At 63.3% G+C, this 17,464-nt stretch carries 14 protein-coding genes and 1 pseudogene; 12 read left to right on the top strand and 3 right to left on the bottom strand.

Annotated elements, in window-relative coordinates; genetic code table 11:
- Positions 1-104 precede the first annotated feature (104 nt).
- A pseudogene (locus tag BLU39_RS28895) lies at positions 105-307 on the top strand (dihydrolipoyl dehydrogenase); the annotation flags it as partial.
- Between the two features lie 256 nt (positions 308-563).
- Positions 564-1,733, top strand: coding sequence for a hypothetical protein (locus tag BLU39_RS06855; protein WP_092711245.1), 1,170 nt, complete (start codon positions 564-566; stop codon positions 1,731-1,733).
- Positions 1,734-1,741: 8 nt separating this feature from the next.
- Here the strand turns inward: BLU39_RS06855 and BLU39_RS06850 are convergent, their stop codons facing one another.
- The gene (locus BLU39_RS06850) at positions 1,742-2,458 is read right to left on the bottom strand and encodes a TetR/AcrR family transcriptional regulator (protein ID WP_092711243.1); all 717 of its coding nucleotides are present in this window, start codon (positions 2,456-2,458) and stop codon (positions 1,742-1,744) included.
- 144 nt (positions 2,459-2,602) lie between these two features.
- Between BLU39_RS06850 and BLU39_RS06845 the strand changes: the two genes are divergently transcribed.
- Genes BLU39_RS06845 through BLU39_RS06835 form a run of 3 tightly spaced genes read left to right on the top strand, consistent with a single transcriptional unit; the run spans position 2,603 to position 6,930 of the window.
- On the top strand, positions 2,603-3,802 hold the full coding sequence (locus tag BLU39_RS06845; RefSeq protein ID WP_092711241.1) for an HlyD family secretion protein: 1,200 nt from the start codon (positions 2,603-2,605) through the stop codon (positions 3,800-3,802).
- Between the two features lie 6 nt (positions 3,803-3,808).
- The gene (locus BLU39_RS06840; RefSeq protein WP_092711239.1) at positions 3,809-5,407 is read left to right on the top strand and encodes a DHA2 family efflux MFS transporter permease subunit; all 1,599 of its coding nucleotides are present in this window, start codon (positions 3,809-3,811) and stop codon (positions 5,405-5,407) included.
- 50 nt (positions 5,408-5,457) lie between these two features.
- On the top strand, positions 5,458-6,930 hold the full coding sequence (locus BLU39_RS06835) for an efflux transporter outer membrane subunit (RefSeq protein ID WP_092711364.1): 1,473 nt from the start codon (positions 5,458-5,460) through the stop codon (positions 6,928-6,930).
- A 9-nt stretch (positions 6,931-6,939) separates the two neighbouring features.
- On the opposite strand, the gene BLU39_RS06830 is transcribed toward BLU39_RS06835, so the two are convergent.
- Positions 6,940-7,857 (bottom strand): LysR family transcriptional regulator, encoded by a 918-nt coding sequence (locus tag BLU39_RS06830; protein ID WP_092711237.1) that lies wholly within the window; start codon positions 7,855-7,857, stop codon positions 6,940-6,942.
- A 112-nt stretch (positions 7,858-7,969) separates the two neighbouring features.
- On the opposite strand from BLU39_RS06830, the gene BLU39_RS06825 reads away from it, so the two are divergent.
- From BLU39_RS06825 to BLU39_RS06805, 5 genes are all read left to right on the top strand, one after another.
- Entirely contained in the window at positions 7,970-8,569 is a 600-nt protein-coding gene (locus BLU39_RS06825; protein ID WP_092711235.1) for a short chain dehydrogenase, read from the top strand.
- Positions 8,570-8,683: 114 nt separating this feature from the next.
- Positions 8,684-10,405, top strand: coding sequence for a dipeptidyl-peptidase 3 family protein (locus BLU39_RS06820; protein ID WP_092711233.1), 1,722 nt, complete (start codon positions 8,684-8,686; stop codon positions 10,403-10,405).
- Between the two features lie 151 nt (positions 10,406-10,556).
- Positions 10,557-11,240: a hypothetical protein gene (locus tag BLU39_RS06815; protein WP_092711231.1), complete on the top strand. Its 684-nt coding sequence runs from the start codon at positions 10,557-10,559 to the stop codon at positions 11,238-11,240.
- A 104-nt stretch (positions 11,241-11,344) separates the two neighbouring features.
- On the top strand, positions 11,345-12,076 hold the full coding sequence (locus BLU39_RS06810; RefSeq protein ID WP_092711229.1) for a BON domain-containing protein: 732 nt from the start codon (positions 11,345-11,347) through the stop codon (positions 12,074-12,076).
- Positions 12,077-12,231: 155 nt separating this feature from the next.
- A complete protein-coding gene (locus BLU39_RS06805) occupies positions 12,232-13,524 on the top strand; it encodes an MFS transporter (protein WP_092711227.1) in 1,293 nt (430 codons plus the stop codon).
- Positions 13,525-13,579: 55 nt separating this feature from the next.
- Here BLU39_RS06805 and BLU39_RS06800 read toward each other — a convergent pair whose 3' ends face one another.
- Positions 13,580-15,727 carry an alpha/beta hydrolase family protein gene (locus BLU39_RS06800; RefSeq protein ID WP_092711225.1) on the bottom strand — a complete coding sequence of 716 codons (2,148 nt, stop codon included), beginning with the start codon at positions 15,725-15,727 and terminating at the stop codon, positions 13,580-13,582.
- Between the two features lie 175 nt (positions 15,728-15,902).
- Between BLU39_RS06800 and BLU39_RS28785 the strand changes: the two genes are divergently transcribed.
- Both BLU39_RS28785 and BLU39_RS06790 read left to right on the top strand, forming a co-directional pair.
- Positions 15,903-16,949 (top strand): lysozyme inhibitor LprI family protein, encoded by a 1,047-nt coding sequence (locus tag BLU39_RS28785; RefSeq protein WP_092711223.1) that lies wholly within the window; start codon positions 15,903-15,905, stop codon positions 16,947-16,949.
- Positions 16,950-16,952: 3 nt separating this feature from the next.
- Positions 16,953-17,456 (top strand): hypothetical protein, encoded by a 504-nt coding sequence (locus tag BLU39_RS06790; RefSeq protein WP_092711221.1) that lies wholly within the window; start codon positions 16,953-16,955, stop codon positions 17,454-17,456.
- The last annotated feature ends 8 nt before the right edge of the window (positions 17,457-17,464 follow it).

Here is a 17,464-nt window from a genome sequence, read left to right as displayed (position 1 = left end):
TGCCGCCACCGCGCAAGCGCTGATGTCGTAACACTAAAAACCCCGCAAGCGATTGCGGGGTTTTTTATTATTCAACTACGATGAAACATCTCGCCGGCGACACCATCGTCGGCACGCACGCGGGCGACAGGTGAACGATGAAGCGGCGAAATCTCCCGGGCCATCGAAATGGGCTGCGACGGCACCGACATCGGCAAGACCATCCATCCGCACCCGACCCTGGGCGAATCGATCGGCAGGATGGCAAAAGCGCGCCGAAGTGTACGAAGGCGTGTGCACGGACTTGCCGCCGCCGCGCAAGCGCTGATGAAACGTTGACTTTCAGTACAAAAAACCGGGACATGTTCCCGGTTTTTTTTATTTCCCTTGACCTGAAGCATGGTAAAACGTGGCGGATCCGCCCCACGTGAAAATTGGTGAGTATTGCCGTATGGAAAAAGTGGCAGAATGGAGGCCTGTAATCATGTTTTGCTTTTGCTTCAACGGAAGCGTGTGATTTTTCCAGGAATGTTGCCAGCGTGGGATACGGTCAAATTCCGCTGTACTGAGAGAGCTTTGCAACGATGAAAAAATTTACCGCCCTTCATATCGCCGATGTCCGTTTGCGCCGGGCCGACGAACAAGAACAGGCCGTGATGCTGCATGCCTTGTACCAGGACGTGGCCGCTATCCTGGCCACGGGCAAGAGGATCGATGCGATTTTCTTCACGGGCCAGCTGGTGGCGCCCGACGCCTGTGCCGGCACGACGCCCGTGTACGTCTACGAATACTTCCTGCGCCCCTTGCTGCAGGCGGCCAGCCTGCCTGGCGCGCGTTTCTACCTGGTGCCGGGCAGCCGCGCGCAGGGTGTCGCCGCTGCGGCGCTGGGCAGTGCCGGCTTCAGCTTTTTCTCCGCCGACGAGCACGCCAGCGCCGAGCAGCGCGCGCACTACAAGAATATCCACGCCGTGTTCCATGGCCACCAGCACACGGGCGATGCTAGTTCACTGATGAAGTCGCTGGGCATTTTGTACAAGAGCAATCCCGGCAGCCTGTACGGTGCGAATGGCCAGATGGCGGCGTTTTCCGTGCTCGAGTTCGGCACGGGCGAGGCTGATGGCGGCAGGGCAGGCACGCAGTGGACGGTGTCCCTGCGCGAATTCGATGACGTAAGCAGGAACTTCGCCCTGTCGGTACTGTACACGCCGAATGGCCAGGAAACGGGGCAGATGGATGCCGAGTATGTGTTTGCCACCCTGCTGCCGCAGCTGGCGGGCGAGCGTGCCTACCTCGACGGCTTGCTGGGCAAGGCGGGTGCGCAGCAGCGCGTGAACGCCGGCGTGGCTGGCGATGCGCGCGAATTCCTCATCGAGCTGGCGTTCGTGATGTTCGAAGCGAAGACCGTCTTCCTCAACGAGGCGGAGCTGGAGCGCTTTGCCAGCGACTATTGCGGCGTGAAGGGCTGGAACATGGCGGCCGGAGATTGGCTGGCGCCGCTGTATGCGCATGGCTTGCTGCTGCGGGAGGATAGCCAGGTGGCGTTTTCCTTCGATTACTTCCGCACGTATTTCCTGGCGCAGCGCTTTGAAACCTCGTTCGACCTGATGCGCTATGGCCCGGACCGCTACGATGGAAGCGAGTCTTCACTCACCGTCGATGGCGCGTCGGCAGCGCAGCCTTTCCTGCGTGCGCTGGGCTTGAACGATGCATCTGCCGACGTGGCGGCGCCGGAAGACTGCAGCCGCCCCGGCTGAGCCGCGCGTCAGGCCGCCAGCGGCTGGCGCAAGGTGCCGTGCAGGAACAGGTCGAGACTGACGGCCACCTTGGCACGCAATTGCGCCACGTCCGGTTGCGCCGGCGGTGGAAACAGCAGGCGCGACATCTGGTCGCCCAGCAGGCAATTGAGCAGGTGCAGCGACAGCGTAGCCGGCGTCAGTTCCGCGCGGAACAGGGGCGCGATATCGGGGCGGCTGAAGAATTTGGCCAGCATCTCGCGCGTCTGTCCCGGTCCCACTTTGTAAAACGTTTCCGCCAGTTCCGGGTGCGTGGCCGCTTCGGCCACGACCATGCGATTGAGGCGGATGGCTGCCGGCATGGTGACCAGTTGCACGAACAGCAGGCCGAATTCGCCCAGGATGGTGGGCAGGGGCCGCATATCCGTTTCCAGCGCCGGCATGGTTGAAAAATAGGCGGCGCGGCGCAATTCCACCACGGCGTTGAACAAGCCGGACTTGCCGCCAAATTTCACGTAAATCGTGCGCACGGCCACGTGGGCTTCGCGGGCGATCATCTCCAGGCTCACCTTTCCATATCCTTTTTCCAGAAACAGGCAGCCGGCCGTGTGCAGCAGGTTGTCCATGCGCGCTTCCATGTCGGCCGCGCGCGGCCGGCCGGCTGGCTTGCCGCAGCAGGAAAGCTCCTGCGCGTCGTCGGATTCTGTATTGGTAGGCAAGGTATCGCTGAGGCCGGGATCGGACATGGTCTGGGTCTCTTTACAAGTGGGAAGGTAAGTGATGGCTCACACTGTAGTGCAAATTAAAATGAAATGCAATCGTTTCATTTCTTGACTTTGGCTTTTCTTTGCCCAATAATGAACCTATATCATTTCATTTCCGGAGCGAGTATGTCCAACCAGCCAGGCCAAGCAGAGCACAAAGTGCTGAGCGCCGTCCCACCCGCGGCCCCGGCCGCCCCTTCCGCGCCCGCCGCTTCCGCCAGCTCCGCACCTCCTAACAACCGCGTGAAAATCATCGCCGGCCTGATCGTCCTCGTGGCGCTGGGCGCCGGCGCACGCATGTGGTACCGCAGCCACTATTTCGTGGAAACGGAAAACGCCTACGTGGCCGGCCACGTGCATCCCGTCTCGGCACGCATTTCCGGTGTCGTCACCAAGGTCTTCATCGACGACAACCAGATCGTGAAAGAGGGCGACGTGATCGCCGAACTCGACCCGTTCGACCAGCGCGTGAAAACCGAGCAGATCGCCGCGCAAATCGCCAGCGCCGAGCAGCAAGTGCTGCAAGCGGACGCGCAGATCGCGCAGGTGCAGGCGCAAGCGAGTGCCGCCCAGGCGCAAGTGGCGCAAGCGGACGCGCAATTGCTGCGCGCAAAACAGGACGCCGAGCGTTTCGGCCAGCTGTACACGAGCCAGATGAAAGCCGTGTCGAAAGCGGAACTGGACGCGGCCAACGCGGCCCGTTCGAGCGCCGTGGCCGACCTGGCCGCCCGCCGCGACAGCGCTTCGGCCGCCAAGGCACAGATCGGTGCGGCGCAAGCTGCGCGCGACGTGGCCAAGGCACAAGTGGCCGTGCTGCGCGTGCAATTGAAGGACGCGGAACAACAGCTGCAATACAACCGCATCCTGGCGCCCGTCGCCGGCCGCATCGGCAAGCGCAACGTGGAAACGGGCATGCGCGTGCAGCCTGGCCAGCAATTGACGGCCATCGTGCAGGACAACGTCTGGGTCACCGCCAACTTCAAGGAAACCCAATTGGCCGACCTGCACCGCGGCCAGAGCGTGCACGTGACCGTCGACGCCATGCCGGGCAAGAAACTGGTGGGCACCGTGGACAGCTTCGCTCCCGCCTCGGGCGCGCAATTCGCCCTGCTGCCGGCCGATAACGCCACCGGCAATTTCACCAAGATCGTCCAGCGCGTGCCGGTGAAAATCGTCTTCCAGCCGGAAGACATCAAGGCCATGAATGGCCGTCTGGTGCCGGGCATGTCGGTGATCGCCGAAGTGGAAGTGAACCAGCCCAATGCGGCCCAGGACAAGGCCGCGCGCCACGCCGCCGCTCCCGTCGCCCAGTCCACCACGCGCTAAGCTTCCATGAGCAGCCCCTCCACCACGCTGGCGAAGCCGCCAGCGTTTCCCGTGATCGACGAGAAAGTCTCCGGGCGCACCTGGCTGGCGGTCGCCGCCGGCATGCTGGGCGCCTTCATGGCGGTGCTCGACATCCAGATCACCAATTCATCGCTCAAGGATATCCTTGGCTCGCTGTCGGCCACCCAGGAAGAGGGTTCGTGGATTTCCACGGCCTACCTGGTGGCGGAAATCATCGTCATTCCCCTCACGGCGCTGCTGGCGCGCGTGTTCGGTCTGCGTGCCTACATGATAGGCACCACCTCCTTCTTCCTGCTGTTCTCCACCCTGTGCGGGGCGGCCTGGAACCTGGAAAGCATGATCGTCTTCCGCATGCTGCAGGGATTCACGGGCGGCGCCCTGATCCCGATGGCGTTCACCCTGGTGATGCTCAAGCTGCCGCCATCGAAGCGCGCCGTCGGCATGGCCATCTTCGGCCTGACGGCCACCCTGGCGCCTGCCATGGGTCCGACCCTGGGCGGTTATCTCTCCGAGCTGTATGGCTGGCCCTCGATCTTCTACATCAACTGGGTGCCGGGCGTGCTGCTGATCGCCGGCATGATCTATGGCCTGGACAAGGAGCCGATGCAGCTCAAATTGTTCTGGAAAGCCGACTGGCTGGGCATCTTCTTCATGGCCCTGGGCCTCGGTTGCCTGACCATCTTCCTGGAAGAGGGCAACTCGAAGGACTGGTTCGACTCGGGTTTCATCATCGCCTTCGCCGCGCTGGCCTTGACGGGCATCCTGGGCTGGGTCGTCACCAGCGCCACGCGCGCCGAGCCGTTCGTCAACCTGGCCCTGTACGGCCAGCGCAATTTTCTCGTTGCCACCGTGCTGTCGGCCGTGACGGGCATGGGCCTGTACGGCTCGGCCTTTTTGCTGCCTTTGTTCCTGGGCCAGATCGCCGGCTATTCGCCGATGCAGATCGGTGAAGTCATCATGTGGGTGGGTTTGCCGCAGCTGTTCATCATGCCGTTCGTCGCCAAGCTGTCGTCCGTGGTGGATAACCGCATCCTGTGCTCGTTCGGCCTGTTGCTGTTCGGCGGCTCGTGCATGATGAATGCCTACATGGACGCCTCCACCGGCTATGACCAGCTGCTGTGGTCGCAGGTGGTGCGCGCGCTGGGCCAGCCCTTCGTCATGCTGACGCTGTCGAACTTTGCCATGAAGGGCATCGCGCCGAAAGACATGGCGTCCGCTTCGAGCCTGTTCAACATGACGCGCAACCTGGGCGGCTCCATCGGCATCGCCCTGCTGGCCACGGCCCTGAGCACCCGCGAGCATTTCCATTCGCAGCGCCTGGGCGAAGCGATCAATGCGTATTCCAGCGCCACGCAGCTGCGCATCGACCAACTGACGTCGTCGTTCATGGCCAAGGGCTATGACGCCGTCACGGCCGGCAACCAGGCCTTGCAGGCGATCGACGGCATCGTGCGCCGCGAAGCGTACGTGATGGCCTACAACGACGGCTTCTTCCTCGTCGGCGCCATCCTGCTGGCCTGCATCGTGCCCCTGTGGCTGGCCGACAAACTCAAAGCTCCCGGTGGCGGTGGCGGCGGTCATTGACCGCCCGCAGCCCGCACGTACAGCACCTCAAGAACAAGAAGGTAATCATCATGCAAACAGTATTGACGAAAATCGCGCTGGCCGCTTCCCTCGCCGTGGCGTTGTCCGCCTGCGGCACCGTGGGCCAGGATTTCAAGGCGCCAGCCAACGTCGCCGGCGCCGACACCTTCCGCCATGGCGCGGCCGCGGCCGATGCCGCTCAACTGCCCAAAGAATGGTGGAGCATCTACGGCGATGCCACCCTGGACCGCCTCGAGCAGAGCGCGCTGCAGGACAACCCGAGCGTGAAGGCGGCCGGCGAGCGCTTGCTGCAGGCGCTGGCGCAAAGCGGCACGGCGCGCGCCAACCAGGGCCCGAGCGTGAACGTCAGCACGGGGATCTCGAACTCGCGCACGTCGGCCAACACTTCGCAGGGCCTGGCCCTGGGCAACCGCTCCATCAGCGGCAATAATTTTTCCGTGGGCGGCACGCTGTCGTATGAAGTCGACTTGCTGGGCCGTGTCAAGCGCATGGTCGAAGCGGCCGACTCGCAAGCCTTGGCGGCGCAGGCCGACCGCGATGGCGTGCTGCTGATGCTGTCGTCGCAAGTGGCCAGCAATTACTGGCAGCTGCGCGGCCTGGACGCGGAAATGGCGATCCTGAATGGCGCGCTGGACACGCGCCGCGAATCGGCCGACCTGGTCGAGGCGCGCTTCAACGCGGGCTTGACGAATGAGCTGGACCTGGCGCGCGCGAAAGTGGAACTGTCGAACGCGCAGGCCGACCTGCACGAAGTCAAGCGCCAGCGCAACCAGCTGGAAAACAGCCTGGCCACCCTGACGGGCAAGCCGCCGTCGGCGCTGCAATTGCCGGTGGCCGCCGATCCGTCCGTCCTGCCGCTGCCGCCCGCCATCCCTGTCGGCTTGCCGGCCAGCCTGCTGGCGCACCGTCCGGATCTCGTGTCCAGCGTGGCGGGCCTGCGCGCGGCGAACGCGCAAGTGGGCGTGGCCGAAGGCGCGTTTTACCCGTCGCTGCAATTGACGGGCAATTTCGGCTACGCGTCCGAAAAGCTGCGCGACCTGGCGCAGGGCGGTTCGCGCCAGTTCAGCTTTGGTCCGCTGGCCCTGTCCCTGCCCATCTTTGACGGCGGCCGCAACCAGGCCAACCTGGATTTGAGCAAGGCGCGCTATGCGGAAGCCGTGGCGAACCATGAAACGAAGCTGCTGACGGCCTTGCGTGAAGTGGAAGATGCGCTGTCCGACGTGGAGCAGCGCCAGTTGCAGGGCGATGCGCAAGCCTTGTCGCAGGCTGCGGCGGCGCGCGCCTACCTGGTGGCGCGCACGCGCTACGAGCGCGGCATCTCGACCTACCTGGACGTGACGGACGCGCAGCGCAGCTCGCTGGCGGCGGACCGCGCCGCCGCGCAGATCAAGACCCAGCGCCTGCTGGCCACCGTGGCCGTGGCCCGCTCTTTAGGTGCCGGCTGGCAGCCGGATGGCGAGCTGGCCAAGCTGGCATCGGCGCCCGCCGCGAAGGTGAACTAGGTACGACGATTACGTGAGCGTGGCCGGTGGCGGTGTCGCCGCCGGCCCGTAGCGTTCCAGCAGAAAATCGATGAAGGTCGTCAGCTTCGGCGTGGGCTGGCGGTCGCGCGCATACACGAGGTGCATGGGGCGAGGCGCGGGCACGTAGTCGGCCAGCAGCGGCACCAGCCTGCCGGCGGCGATATCGCCGGCCATCAGGATTTCCGCCTGCATGACGATGCCGAAGCCGTGCAGGGCCGCCACGCGCAGCGCCTGCCCATTGTTCGAGCGGAAGCGGCTCTCGCGCACGGGGCTGCCGTCGTCGTCGCCGCTCCTGGCCAGGCGCCAGCGCACGTGGCGCGTCCACTGCATGAAGTCCAGGCATTCGTGGCGCGCCAGGTCGGCTGGCGTGCGCGGCGTGCCGTGTCTGGCCAGGTAGGCGGGCGCGGCGCAGATCACCATCGCATACGGCCGCAAGGCGCGTGCCACCATGGCGGAATCTTCCAGCTTGCCGATGCGGATGGCCGCATCGAACCCTTCCTCCACCAGATCGACCGTCCTGTCATTCAAATTGAGTTCCAGGCTCACTTCCGGATACGCTTCGAGATAGTCGGCCATCAGCGGCGCGATGCACTCGCTGCCGAAGGACACGGGCGCCGTGATCTTCAGCTTGCCGCGCGGCGCCGTGCGCATGGCTTCCGCACCCCGTTCGGCCGCATGGATGCTGGCCAGGATCTGGCGGCACTGTTCCACGTATTGCTGGCCGATTTCCGTCAGGCTTTGCCGCCGCGTGGTGCGCGCCAGCAGCCGCGCGCCCAACCGCTCTTCCAGGTATTTGATGTGCTTGCCCACCATCACGGGCGACATCTGGAAAGCTTCGGCGGCGGCCGTGAAACTGCCCGCATCGACGACGGCGACAAAAATCTCCATGCTGCGCAATTTATCCATGCGGTCCCAATTCCAAACTGTGGGTTAGTAATCTTGTAAATTCTAGCGTATTTATTCCTTTTTATAAGCGGCGCATACTGGCTGCATCGTTCAACCCACACAAGGAAGCAGCATGAAAATCGTCATCATCGGCGCCAGCGGCACCATCGGCAAGGCCGTCACCGCCCAACTGGCGCAACGCCATGAAATCATCGAAGTGGGCAGCCGCACGGGCACGCACCAGGCCGACATGGGCGACATTGCGCAAGTGCGCGCCCTGTTCAAGCGCATCGGCAAGGTCGACGCCGTCGTCGTCACGGCCGGCAAGCTGCATTTCGGCCCGCTGGCCGAATTCACGCCCGAGCAATTCCAGCTGGGCCTGGACAGCAAGCTGATGGGCCAGGTCAACGTGGCCCTCGTGGCGCAGGAATACCTGAACGACGGCGGTTCGATTACCTTGACCAGCGGCATCGTGGCCGAGCAGCCGATCCGCTTCGGCGCGGCCGCCAGCATGACGAATGCGGCCGTGGAAGGTTTTGTACGCGGCGCCGCCATCGAACTGGCGCGCGGCGTGCGCATCAATGTGGTCAGCCCCACGGTGCTGGAAGAATCGCTGGAAGCGTATGGCCCGTTCTTCTACGGCTTCGAGCCGGCCGCCGCCAGCAGAGTGGCCCTGGCCTACAGCCGCAGCGTGGAAGGGGCGCAGACGGGACAGGTGTACAAGGTCTGGTAAGCCGCTTGCCATGCCATGGGGCAGGTGGGACAATCGCAGGCTGTTTGAAAAGACGCTGCCTCAATTTGGGGTCAGATCCGCCGGGTCTGACCCCAGCACTATCCAAAGGTCCCCATGAAAAACATCCTGATTCCCCTGCTGATGGCCGCCGCCGTCGGCAGTGCCTGCGCCGCAACGCCAAGCTCCCCCGCGACAGCGCAACAACTGACCACCATGAGCGCCCGCTATGCGCCCGTCGCGCTGACGGCCGACGTCACGCACCTGTCCTTTGGTGACCGTCAGGCCATCGCCAAGCTGGTCGAGGCGGCCAAGCTGGTCGACGTGCTGCAGCTGCGCCAGCGCTGGTCCGGCAACGAAGCGCTGTGGGCGGCATTGAAGAAGGACAAGTCGGCCCTGGGCCAGGCCCGCCTGAACTATTTCTGGATCAACAAGGGACCATGGTCGGTGCTCGACGCCCACGCCTCGTTCATGCCGGCCAGCTATGCCGGTATCGCGATTCCCGCGCACAAGCCGGAAGCGGGCAATTTCTATCCGCAGGGTGCCACCAAGGCCAGCCTGGAAACGTGGATGAATGGCTTGTCGCCAGAGGACAAGCAGCAGGCGCAATGGTTCTTCACGACGATACGTGCGGGCAAGGATGGCAAATACCAGACCGTCAAGTATTCGGATGAATACAAGGTGGAACTCAAGCAGCTGGCCAAGCTGCTCGACGAGGCGGCCGCCGCCACGGATAACGCGTCGCTGAAGAAATTCCTCACCCTGCGCGCCAAGGCTTTCCTCGACAACGACTATCTGCCGTCCGATTTCGCCTGGATGGACCTCGATTCACCCGTCGACATCACCATCGGCCCGTACGAAACGTACAACGACGAGCTGTTCGGCTACAAGGCCGCGTTCGAAGCCTACGTGAACATCCGCGACCAGGCGGAAACGCAGAAGCTGAACTTCTTCGCCAGGCACATGCAGGAGCTGGAAGACAACCTGCCGCTCGACGCCCAGTACCGCAACCCGAAAGTGGGCGCGCTGGCGCCGATGGTGGTGGTCAACCAGGTGTATGGCGCGGGCGACGGCAACATGGCCGTGCAGACGGCTGCCTACAACTTGCCCAACGACGAGCGCATCATCAGCGCGCGCGGCTCCAAGCGCGTGATGCTGAAAAACGTGCAGGAAGCCAAGTTCAAGGCCACCCTGACGCCGATCTCGAAACTGGTGCTCACGCCCGAAGCGCAGCAGGACGTCGATTTCAATTCCTTTTTCACGCACATCCTCGCGCATGAAATCATGCACGGCCTGGGCCCGCACGCCACCACCATCGACGGCAAGCCTTCGACGCCGCGCCAGGACTTGAAGGAAGCGTATTCGACCATCGAAGAAGCCAAGGCCGATATCACGGGTCTGTTCGCGCTGCGCTACATGATGGACAAGGGGCAGCTCAAGGACACCCTGGGCCAGGGCGACGTTGCCGAGCGCAAGCTGTACAACACTTTCCTCGCCTCCGGTTTCCGCACCCTGCATTTCGGCCTGACGGATTCGCATGCGCGCGGCATGGCCATCCAGATGAATTACATCCTCGACAAGGGTGGTTTTGTGTCGCTGGGCGACGGCAAGTTCGGCGTCGATTTCGGCAAGATCAAGCAGGCCGTGATCGACCTCGACCGTGAGTTCTTGACCATCGAGGCGACGGGCGACTATGCGCGCGCGAAAGACCTGATGAGCAAATACGTGGTGATCCGTCCGGAAGTGCAAGTGGCGCTCGACAAGATGAAGGCCGTGCCCAACGATATCCGCCCGGAATTCGTCACGGCCCGCGCGCTCGATAAAGTCACGAAGAAATAAACCCCAGCCTGACTATTGTCAGTCTGAAAAGCCGGCGCACAGCGCCGGTTTTTTTTCGTCTTTATTTAGGAAAAGTTGCCAGTTTTTCCTTGTGGAAATATTTTCACCGCTTACTCTGCAGTAGTAAATCCTCCTTTCTCCTGTTGATCCCATGTTGAAATTGTTCTCGCTGTTGAGTGCGTCCCTTGCCTTGCCCGCCGTCGCCACCGCCCAGCTTACCGATCTGGAAACCCGCTGGCTGCAGGCGGGCAAGCCCGTCATCGAGTACGCGCGCACGCAGGGCTTGCCCATCGATATCATCGTGCAGCCGCAGGATGCGCCCGGCGCCGTGCCGCTGGCGCTGGGCTACGAGGCAGGGCGCTGCAAGCTGGTGCTGTCCTTGCGCGGCAATGCGCAGGCGGACAGTGTCTTGCAGGGCGTGCCAGCCGCGCGCCACGGCTTGCTGATGGAAGCGATGACGGCGCATGAGATCGGCCACTGCCAGCGCTACGCCCAAGGCGACTGGCATGCCTTGCCGCGCGGCTTTGTCGAGCCGCCCAGCCGACAGCGCGGCAAGTTGACGCCGCTGGCGCAGGAGTTGCGCGAGACGCGCCGCGAAGAAGGTTATGCGGACCTGGTGGCTCTGGCCTGGGTGCATGCGCGCCATCCGGGACAGTACGGCGATGTGCTGGCCTGGATGCGCGGCGTGCGCGCGGCGGGAGAGGTGGCAGGCGGTTCCCACGCCACGCAGGCATGGCTGGCGCTGGCCGATGGCGCAGGTGCATTTGATGGGGCCGCTTCGCCATTTGAACAGGCGCAAGTTTTATGGCGAAAAGGTTTGAGCGGGGACAAATAAACGCTGATTTTTATGTGAATGGACTGTCAGCGTGTGCTGTCGCACGGAGCTTTGTGCGCGGCAGGGGTCTAATCTGGGCATCAACTAACCAGAGAGGAACCATCATGAACAAAATGATCGCACTCATGCTGGCCGCCAGTGCCAGCGCCCTGCTTGCCGCCGCGCCCGCGTATGCGCAGGATGCCTCGTACAAGAGTTTGACGGACAAGGCATCGGCCGACTACAAGCAGGCCAAGGCCGCCTGTGACGCACAGAGCGGCAACGCGAAAAAAGTCTGCGTGGAAGAGGCCAGGGTGGCGCGCGCCAAGGCCGACTCGGACGCCGTGGCCCAGTACCGCAACACGCCGCGCGAACTGGGCAAGGCCCGCAAGGACGTCGCCAATGCCGAGTATGACCTTGCCAAGGCCAAGTGCGGCGACCGCACGGGCGCCGAAAAAACCACGTGCATGAACGATGCCAAGGCGGCAAAAAATGCGGCACTGGCCGATGCCAATACGGGCGCCAGGGCCGGTACCAACGTGGCGCAAAATCCGCCTGCCACGACGAAGGAAAACTGCGACGCCATGGATGCGACGGCCAAGGCCGCCTGCGTGACGCGCAATGCGGCCGGCAGTACCAAGACGGCGGTGGAAGACTCCGTCATCACCACCAAGATCAAGGCTGACCTCGTCAAGGACAATGACTTGAAAGCGCTCGACGTGCACGTGGAAACGGTCAACGGCGTCGTCATGCTCAGCGGCTTCGTGCCGTCGCAGGCGCAAGTGAAAAAAGCTGCCGACCTGGCCCGCAGCGTGGAAGGCGTGACGGATGTGAAGAATGGCTTGAAGGTAAAGTAAGCCCCATTCTGCACAACGTTAAAGCGAGGACTGGAGCCGCACGCGGCAGTGTGGCTTCAGTTTTTTTTGATTGTATAAATTACGACCATAATATAACATGGTGAAAAGCCCGCCAGCAGGCGGCGCTGGGCTAACTCTTTTCTCATGAGGACTGCATGCTTTCCTATCCCTTTTCGCAATGGCTGGAGCGGCGCGGCGTGCACTTTGCTTGGGTCATCGTCGCCATCACTTTCCTGACGGCATTAACCTCGTCCGCCGCGCTGGGCTTGCCAGGGGCGCTGATGCAGCCCTTGAGCCGCGAATTCGGCTGGGATGCCGAGCAGATTTCCTCGGCCCTGGCCGTGCGCTTCGTGCTGTTTGGCCTGATGGGGCCGTTTGCCGCCATCCTGATGGAGCGCTTCGGCTTGCGCAACGTCATCTGCGTGGCGCTGGGCCTGATCGCCACCGGCATGCTGCTGGCTACGCGCATGACGCAATTCTGGCACCTCGTCGCCCTGTGGGGCATCTTGCTGGGGCTGGGTTCGGGCATGACGGCGCTGGTCTTGAGCGCCGTGGTGGCGAACCGCTGGTTCGAGACGCACCGGGGCCTCGTGGTGGGCGTGCTGACGGCCAGTTCGGCCACGGGCCAGTTGTTGTTCCTGCCCGTGGGCGCCTGGCTGATCGAGCACTACGGCTGGCGCACGGCCGTCATGCCCGTGTTTGCCGCGTGCGCCATCGTCGCCGTGCTCGCTTTCCTGTGCATGCGCAACCGCCCGCAGGACGTGGCCTTGCGTCCGTATGGCGCCGACCCGGCCACGCCCCTGGTGGTGGCGCCGGCAGTAAAAATGACGTTTGCCACGCCATTCCTGATACTGCGCAGCGTGGCGGCGAACCGCACTTTCTGGATACTGTTCGGCACGTTTTTCATCTGCGGCCTCAGCACCAACGGCTTGATTCAGACGCACTTCATTTCCCTGTGCGGCGACTCGGGCCTGTCGGCCGTGCCGGCCGCGTCCGTGCTGGCCATGATGGGCGCGTTCGACCTGTTCGGCACGATCTTGTCCGGCTGGCTGTCGGACCGCTATGACAACCGCAAACTGCTGTTCTGGTACTACGGCTTGCGCGGCTTGTCGCTGTTCTGGCTGCCGTATTCGGAATTCACCTTGTACGGCCTGTCGCTGTTCGCCATGTTCTACGGCCTCGACTGGATCGCCACCGTGCCGCCGACCGTGAAACTGGTGGGCGCCACATTCGGCCGGGAGCGGGCGGGCATGGTGTTTGGCTGGATATTCGCCGGCCACCAGCTGGGCGCCGCCGTGGCCGCCTATGGCGCGGGCCGCATCCGCACCCTGATGCTGACCTACAACCCGGCCCTGTTCGCGGCCGGCGCCGCCTGCCTCGTGGCCGCGCTGATGGTGCTGGCCATCCAGCGGCAGAAGGCGGCCGCGGCCGCCGCCCAGCCCGCATGAAAAAAGCCAGGCCCGCGCGTGCGGAGCCTGGCTTTTCAAGTAGCGTGCGGCGCGATTATTTCAAGTACTTGGCCAGCCAGCCTTCGACTTCGCTATAGAAGAAACGGCTGTTCTCGCCCTTCAAGATCCAGTGGTTTTCGTCCGGGAACACGAGCAGTTTTGCCGGCACGTTCAGACGCTGTTGCACGGCAAAGTTCATCAAGGCGTTGTTGGCCGGCACGCGGTAATCGAGCTCGCCCACGGTGATCAGGATCGGCGTCGTGAAACCCGTGCCTTTTTCGTGGTTGCCCGCTTGCATGATGGGGCTTTGCTCGCGCCACACGGGCAGGTTCGACCACACAGGGCCGCCTGCATTGGTTTCACGGCCGAAACCGCCATCGCTGGTGCCCCATTGCATGATCAAGTCCATTTCGCCCGCGTGCGAGACGATGGCCTTGTAGCGCGTGGTGGTCGCTTGCAGCCAATTGGCCAGGTGGCCGCCATAGCTGGCACCGCCGGCGGCCAGTTTCGTGCCATCAATGAAGGGATATTTCTTGATGGCTTCATCGACGCCCTGGTTGACTTCATCGCCCGGACCCTTCAAGGGATCGAACTGGATCGAGCGCGAAAATTCCTCGCCATAGCCGGTGGAACCCTTGTAGTCGGTCAGCAGCACGACATAGCCTGGCTTGGCCAGCAAATGATAGTTCCAGCGCAGCACGAACTGGTCGCGCCACATACTGGCCGCGCCGCCATGGATGACGGTAAACAGCGGGTATTTCTTGTTCGGGTCGAAGTTGGCCGGCTTGACGAGCATGTTGTGGATCTGGCGGCCGTCAGCCGTCGTGAACCAGAAGTGCTCGGGCGCCTGCCAGTCGATTTTATCGGCCTTGTCCGTGTTGAAGGCCGTCAGGCGCTTCGGCTGCTTGCCGTTGAAGACATAGATTTCCGGCGGGTTGATGGACGACTCCCACACGCCCACGATGGCCTTGCCGCCGCTGCTCAGCGAGTTGATGGTGCCCGTCGGCAAGGATGGCTCTTCGCGCACGTCGCCGCCCTTGGCATCGATCGAGTACAGCTTTTCCAGGCCCGCATGTTCATAGCTGAAGACGACGCGCTTGCCGCCTTCGGGCAGCACGTAGCGCGAAATCGAACGGTCCAGCTTGGCCGTCAATATCGTCGGTGCCGGATCGCTCATCGGCCAGGCGAAACTGGCCAGGCGCTTCACGTCATACACCTTGCCTGGCGTTTCCGCATCGCTCAGGGCGAACAGGGTCTTGCCATCGGCGGCGAATTTCAGGGAGCCATAGCTGTGCTTGTCTTGCGTCAAACGCTGCGCTTCGCCACCGGCCACGGGCAGCAGATACAGCTGCGAAACGACGGCTTCGCGCTGGGCCGCGTCGTGGTTGGTGGCCGCGCTGAAGACGACGGCCTTGCCGTCCGGCGTCCAGATGGCGTCCAGCGATTGCCCTTCGTCGCCCTGGCCGCCGCCAAAGCCCGGCAGGGCCGCCAGTTGCGTGCCCGACAGGATGTCGCGCGGCTTGGCGTCCGCTTGCGCATCCATGACGAACAGGCGCACCTGCTTGTCGGTCAGCCATTTGTCGAAATAGCGGGGCGCCGTCGTTTCATACGAGCGGGCGCTGTACTTGCGGTCCTTGCGTTCTTTCGCGCTTTGCTTGACGTCGGCTTCCGTCTTGTTGCCTGGATAGATATCGCTGATGAACAGCAATTGCTTGCCATCCGGACTCCATTTCGGCATGCGCGCGCCCAGGGTGAGCGAGGTCAGCCGTTGCGCTTCGCCGCCGGCTGCCACGTCGAGGCGGTAAATCTGGCCCGCTTCATCGCCGTCGCGCTTGGCAACGAAGACCAGCTGGCGGCTGTCCGGCGACCAGGCCACGGCGCTTTCGCCACCCTTGGAATAGCTCAGGCGGCGCGCGGGGCTGTCATCCAGCAGCGACTTGATCCACAGGTCCGACCATTGCTCCTTGCTATCGTAGGCGCTGTCGACCACGGAAAACACGGCCCATCGCCCGTCGGGGCTGGCGACGGGCGCGCCCACCCGTTTCATCAGCCACACATCTTCATGCGTGATGGCGTGTTTGGCTTGCGTTTGCGCGGCGGCAACTGGGGTGGTGGCTTTGGTATCGGCGGCATGGGCAAGCGAGGCGCAGGCCGCTGCGATCAGCAGCGAGCCGAGGGAGCGGCGAAGACGGGGTGAGGTCATGGGCGTGGTCCGGAGTAGTGAAAAAAGTACAGCGGGCAATATTATTGCCCATGCTTTCCCCCACTGCCAAGGCTGTGTACCGTTACTTACCAGGCGGGATGGCAACATATCGCGCGGGTGCGCCATGGCTGATCAGTTAAACTTGTTCTTTTACTGACGCGACCTTGGGCCGACCATGAAAATTAGTCTACCTTTATTGAAAACGATATTGCTGGGCGCGAGCTGCCTGCTGACTGCCCCGGTTTTTGCCGCTGCGCCCGCTCCCTACCCGAACACGAGCGCCATGGGCGTCGGTCACGCGGAAAGCACGGCCTGGTATGCGGGTTGCCTGAAGGTCAAGGATGCGGCGCCGCCGCCGGCCGACTTGCCGGCGCCGTCCGCCGTGGCATCCTTGCAGCAATGCCAGGCAACGGACCTGTATTACGATACCAAGAGTATGTCCTCGCCCAAGCCGGCTGACTGGCGTCCCGCGCGCCATTGCGCCATGGCTACGCAAAACAGCGCCGTCCTGATGATGTTGTACCAGAATGGACTGGGCGTGCAAAAAGACCCGTTGCTGGCGCTCAAGTATGCATGCAGCATCGATGCGGCCCCGGCCGAGATGCGGGGCCGCATCGAACACTTGCAGCAGATTAATGCCAGCGGTCGCGGCATGATCGACCTGTGCGACGACATCACGAGCGGCTACATGATGGGCGTGTGCAGCGCCATCGATGCGCGCCAGAAACAAAGAGTGCGCACGCAGGCGACAGGCAAGGTCAGCGAAGCAATGCCTGCCGCGGCGCAAGCGTCGCTGCAAAAACTGCAGGCGGCGGCAAGCAAGTTTGCCGATGCGCGCGCGGCCAATGAAACGGACTTGAGCGGCACGGCGCGCGCCGCCCTGAGCATCGCCGCCCGCACGGCGGAGCTCGATTTGCTGGCCCACGATTTGCGCGAATACGAAGCGGGCAAGCTGCCGGCCGGCGTGTCCAAGGAGCAGGCGGCGGCGCTGGACAAGGAGCTCAACGCCATCTACGGCAAGCTGATGAAAAAGCCGGCGCAAACCCATGCGGGCGCCGTGGGCAAGGATGGCATCCGCGCCACCCAGCGCCTGTGGCTCGCCTACCGCGATGCCTGGATGAACTTTGGCGCCGTGCGCTATCCATCCGTGACGAGCGAGACCTGGGCGGCCATGCTGACGTCGCGGCGCAATGTGCAACTGCAAGATTTGCTGGAGAATTGAAGCATGCGGGAAGCGTACTACCACGAAGACGATTTTTGCATGATCGAACTGCTGCCGCTCGATAATTTGCAGCACTGTCTGACGCAGATGGGCGAGCAAGAGGCGTTTGCCGACGCGCACCGCAGCGGCGCCGGCTGGACGCAAATGTACGTGCCCGAGGCGCCGCCGTCGCAGATGGGCGCGCTGGGTCTCACGGCTGAACAGCTGCGGCTGGCGCTGGCCGATGTCTTGCCGCCCTATGACGCCGTGTACACGGGCTACAGCACCTACCGCGTGGAATGCAAGAACGTGCTGGCCTTTGGCGGCGAGAACACGGAGACCCTGTTTGCCGGCCTGGACGACAAGGGCATCGTGTGCGATCTGTGGTGCAGCGACGCCATGCCCGAGCTGTTGCTGCTGCCCTTGAAAGAGCGTTTGCTGCTGGCCGATTGGGGCGCGGGGTTTGCGTGTCCGTTGTCCGATGGGGAACTGTTTGCCCGCTATCTGCAGGAGTACGAACTCGACTGACCGAGCTA

The sequence above is a fragment of the Janthinobacterium sp. OK676 genome (assembly GCF_900103595.1).
GTDB lineage: Bacteria > Pseudomonadota > Gammaproteobacteria > Burkholderiales > Burkholderiaceae_D > Janthinobacterium.
The sequence above is the reverse complement of the archived record's forward strand: the minus strand, read 5'-3'. Positions and strand labels throughout refer to the sequence as shown.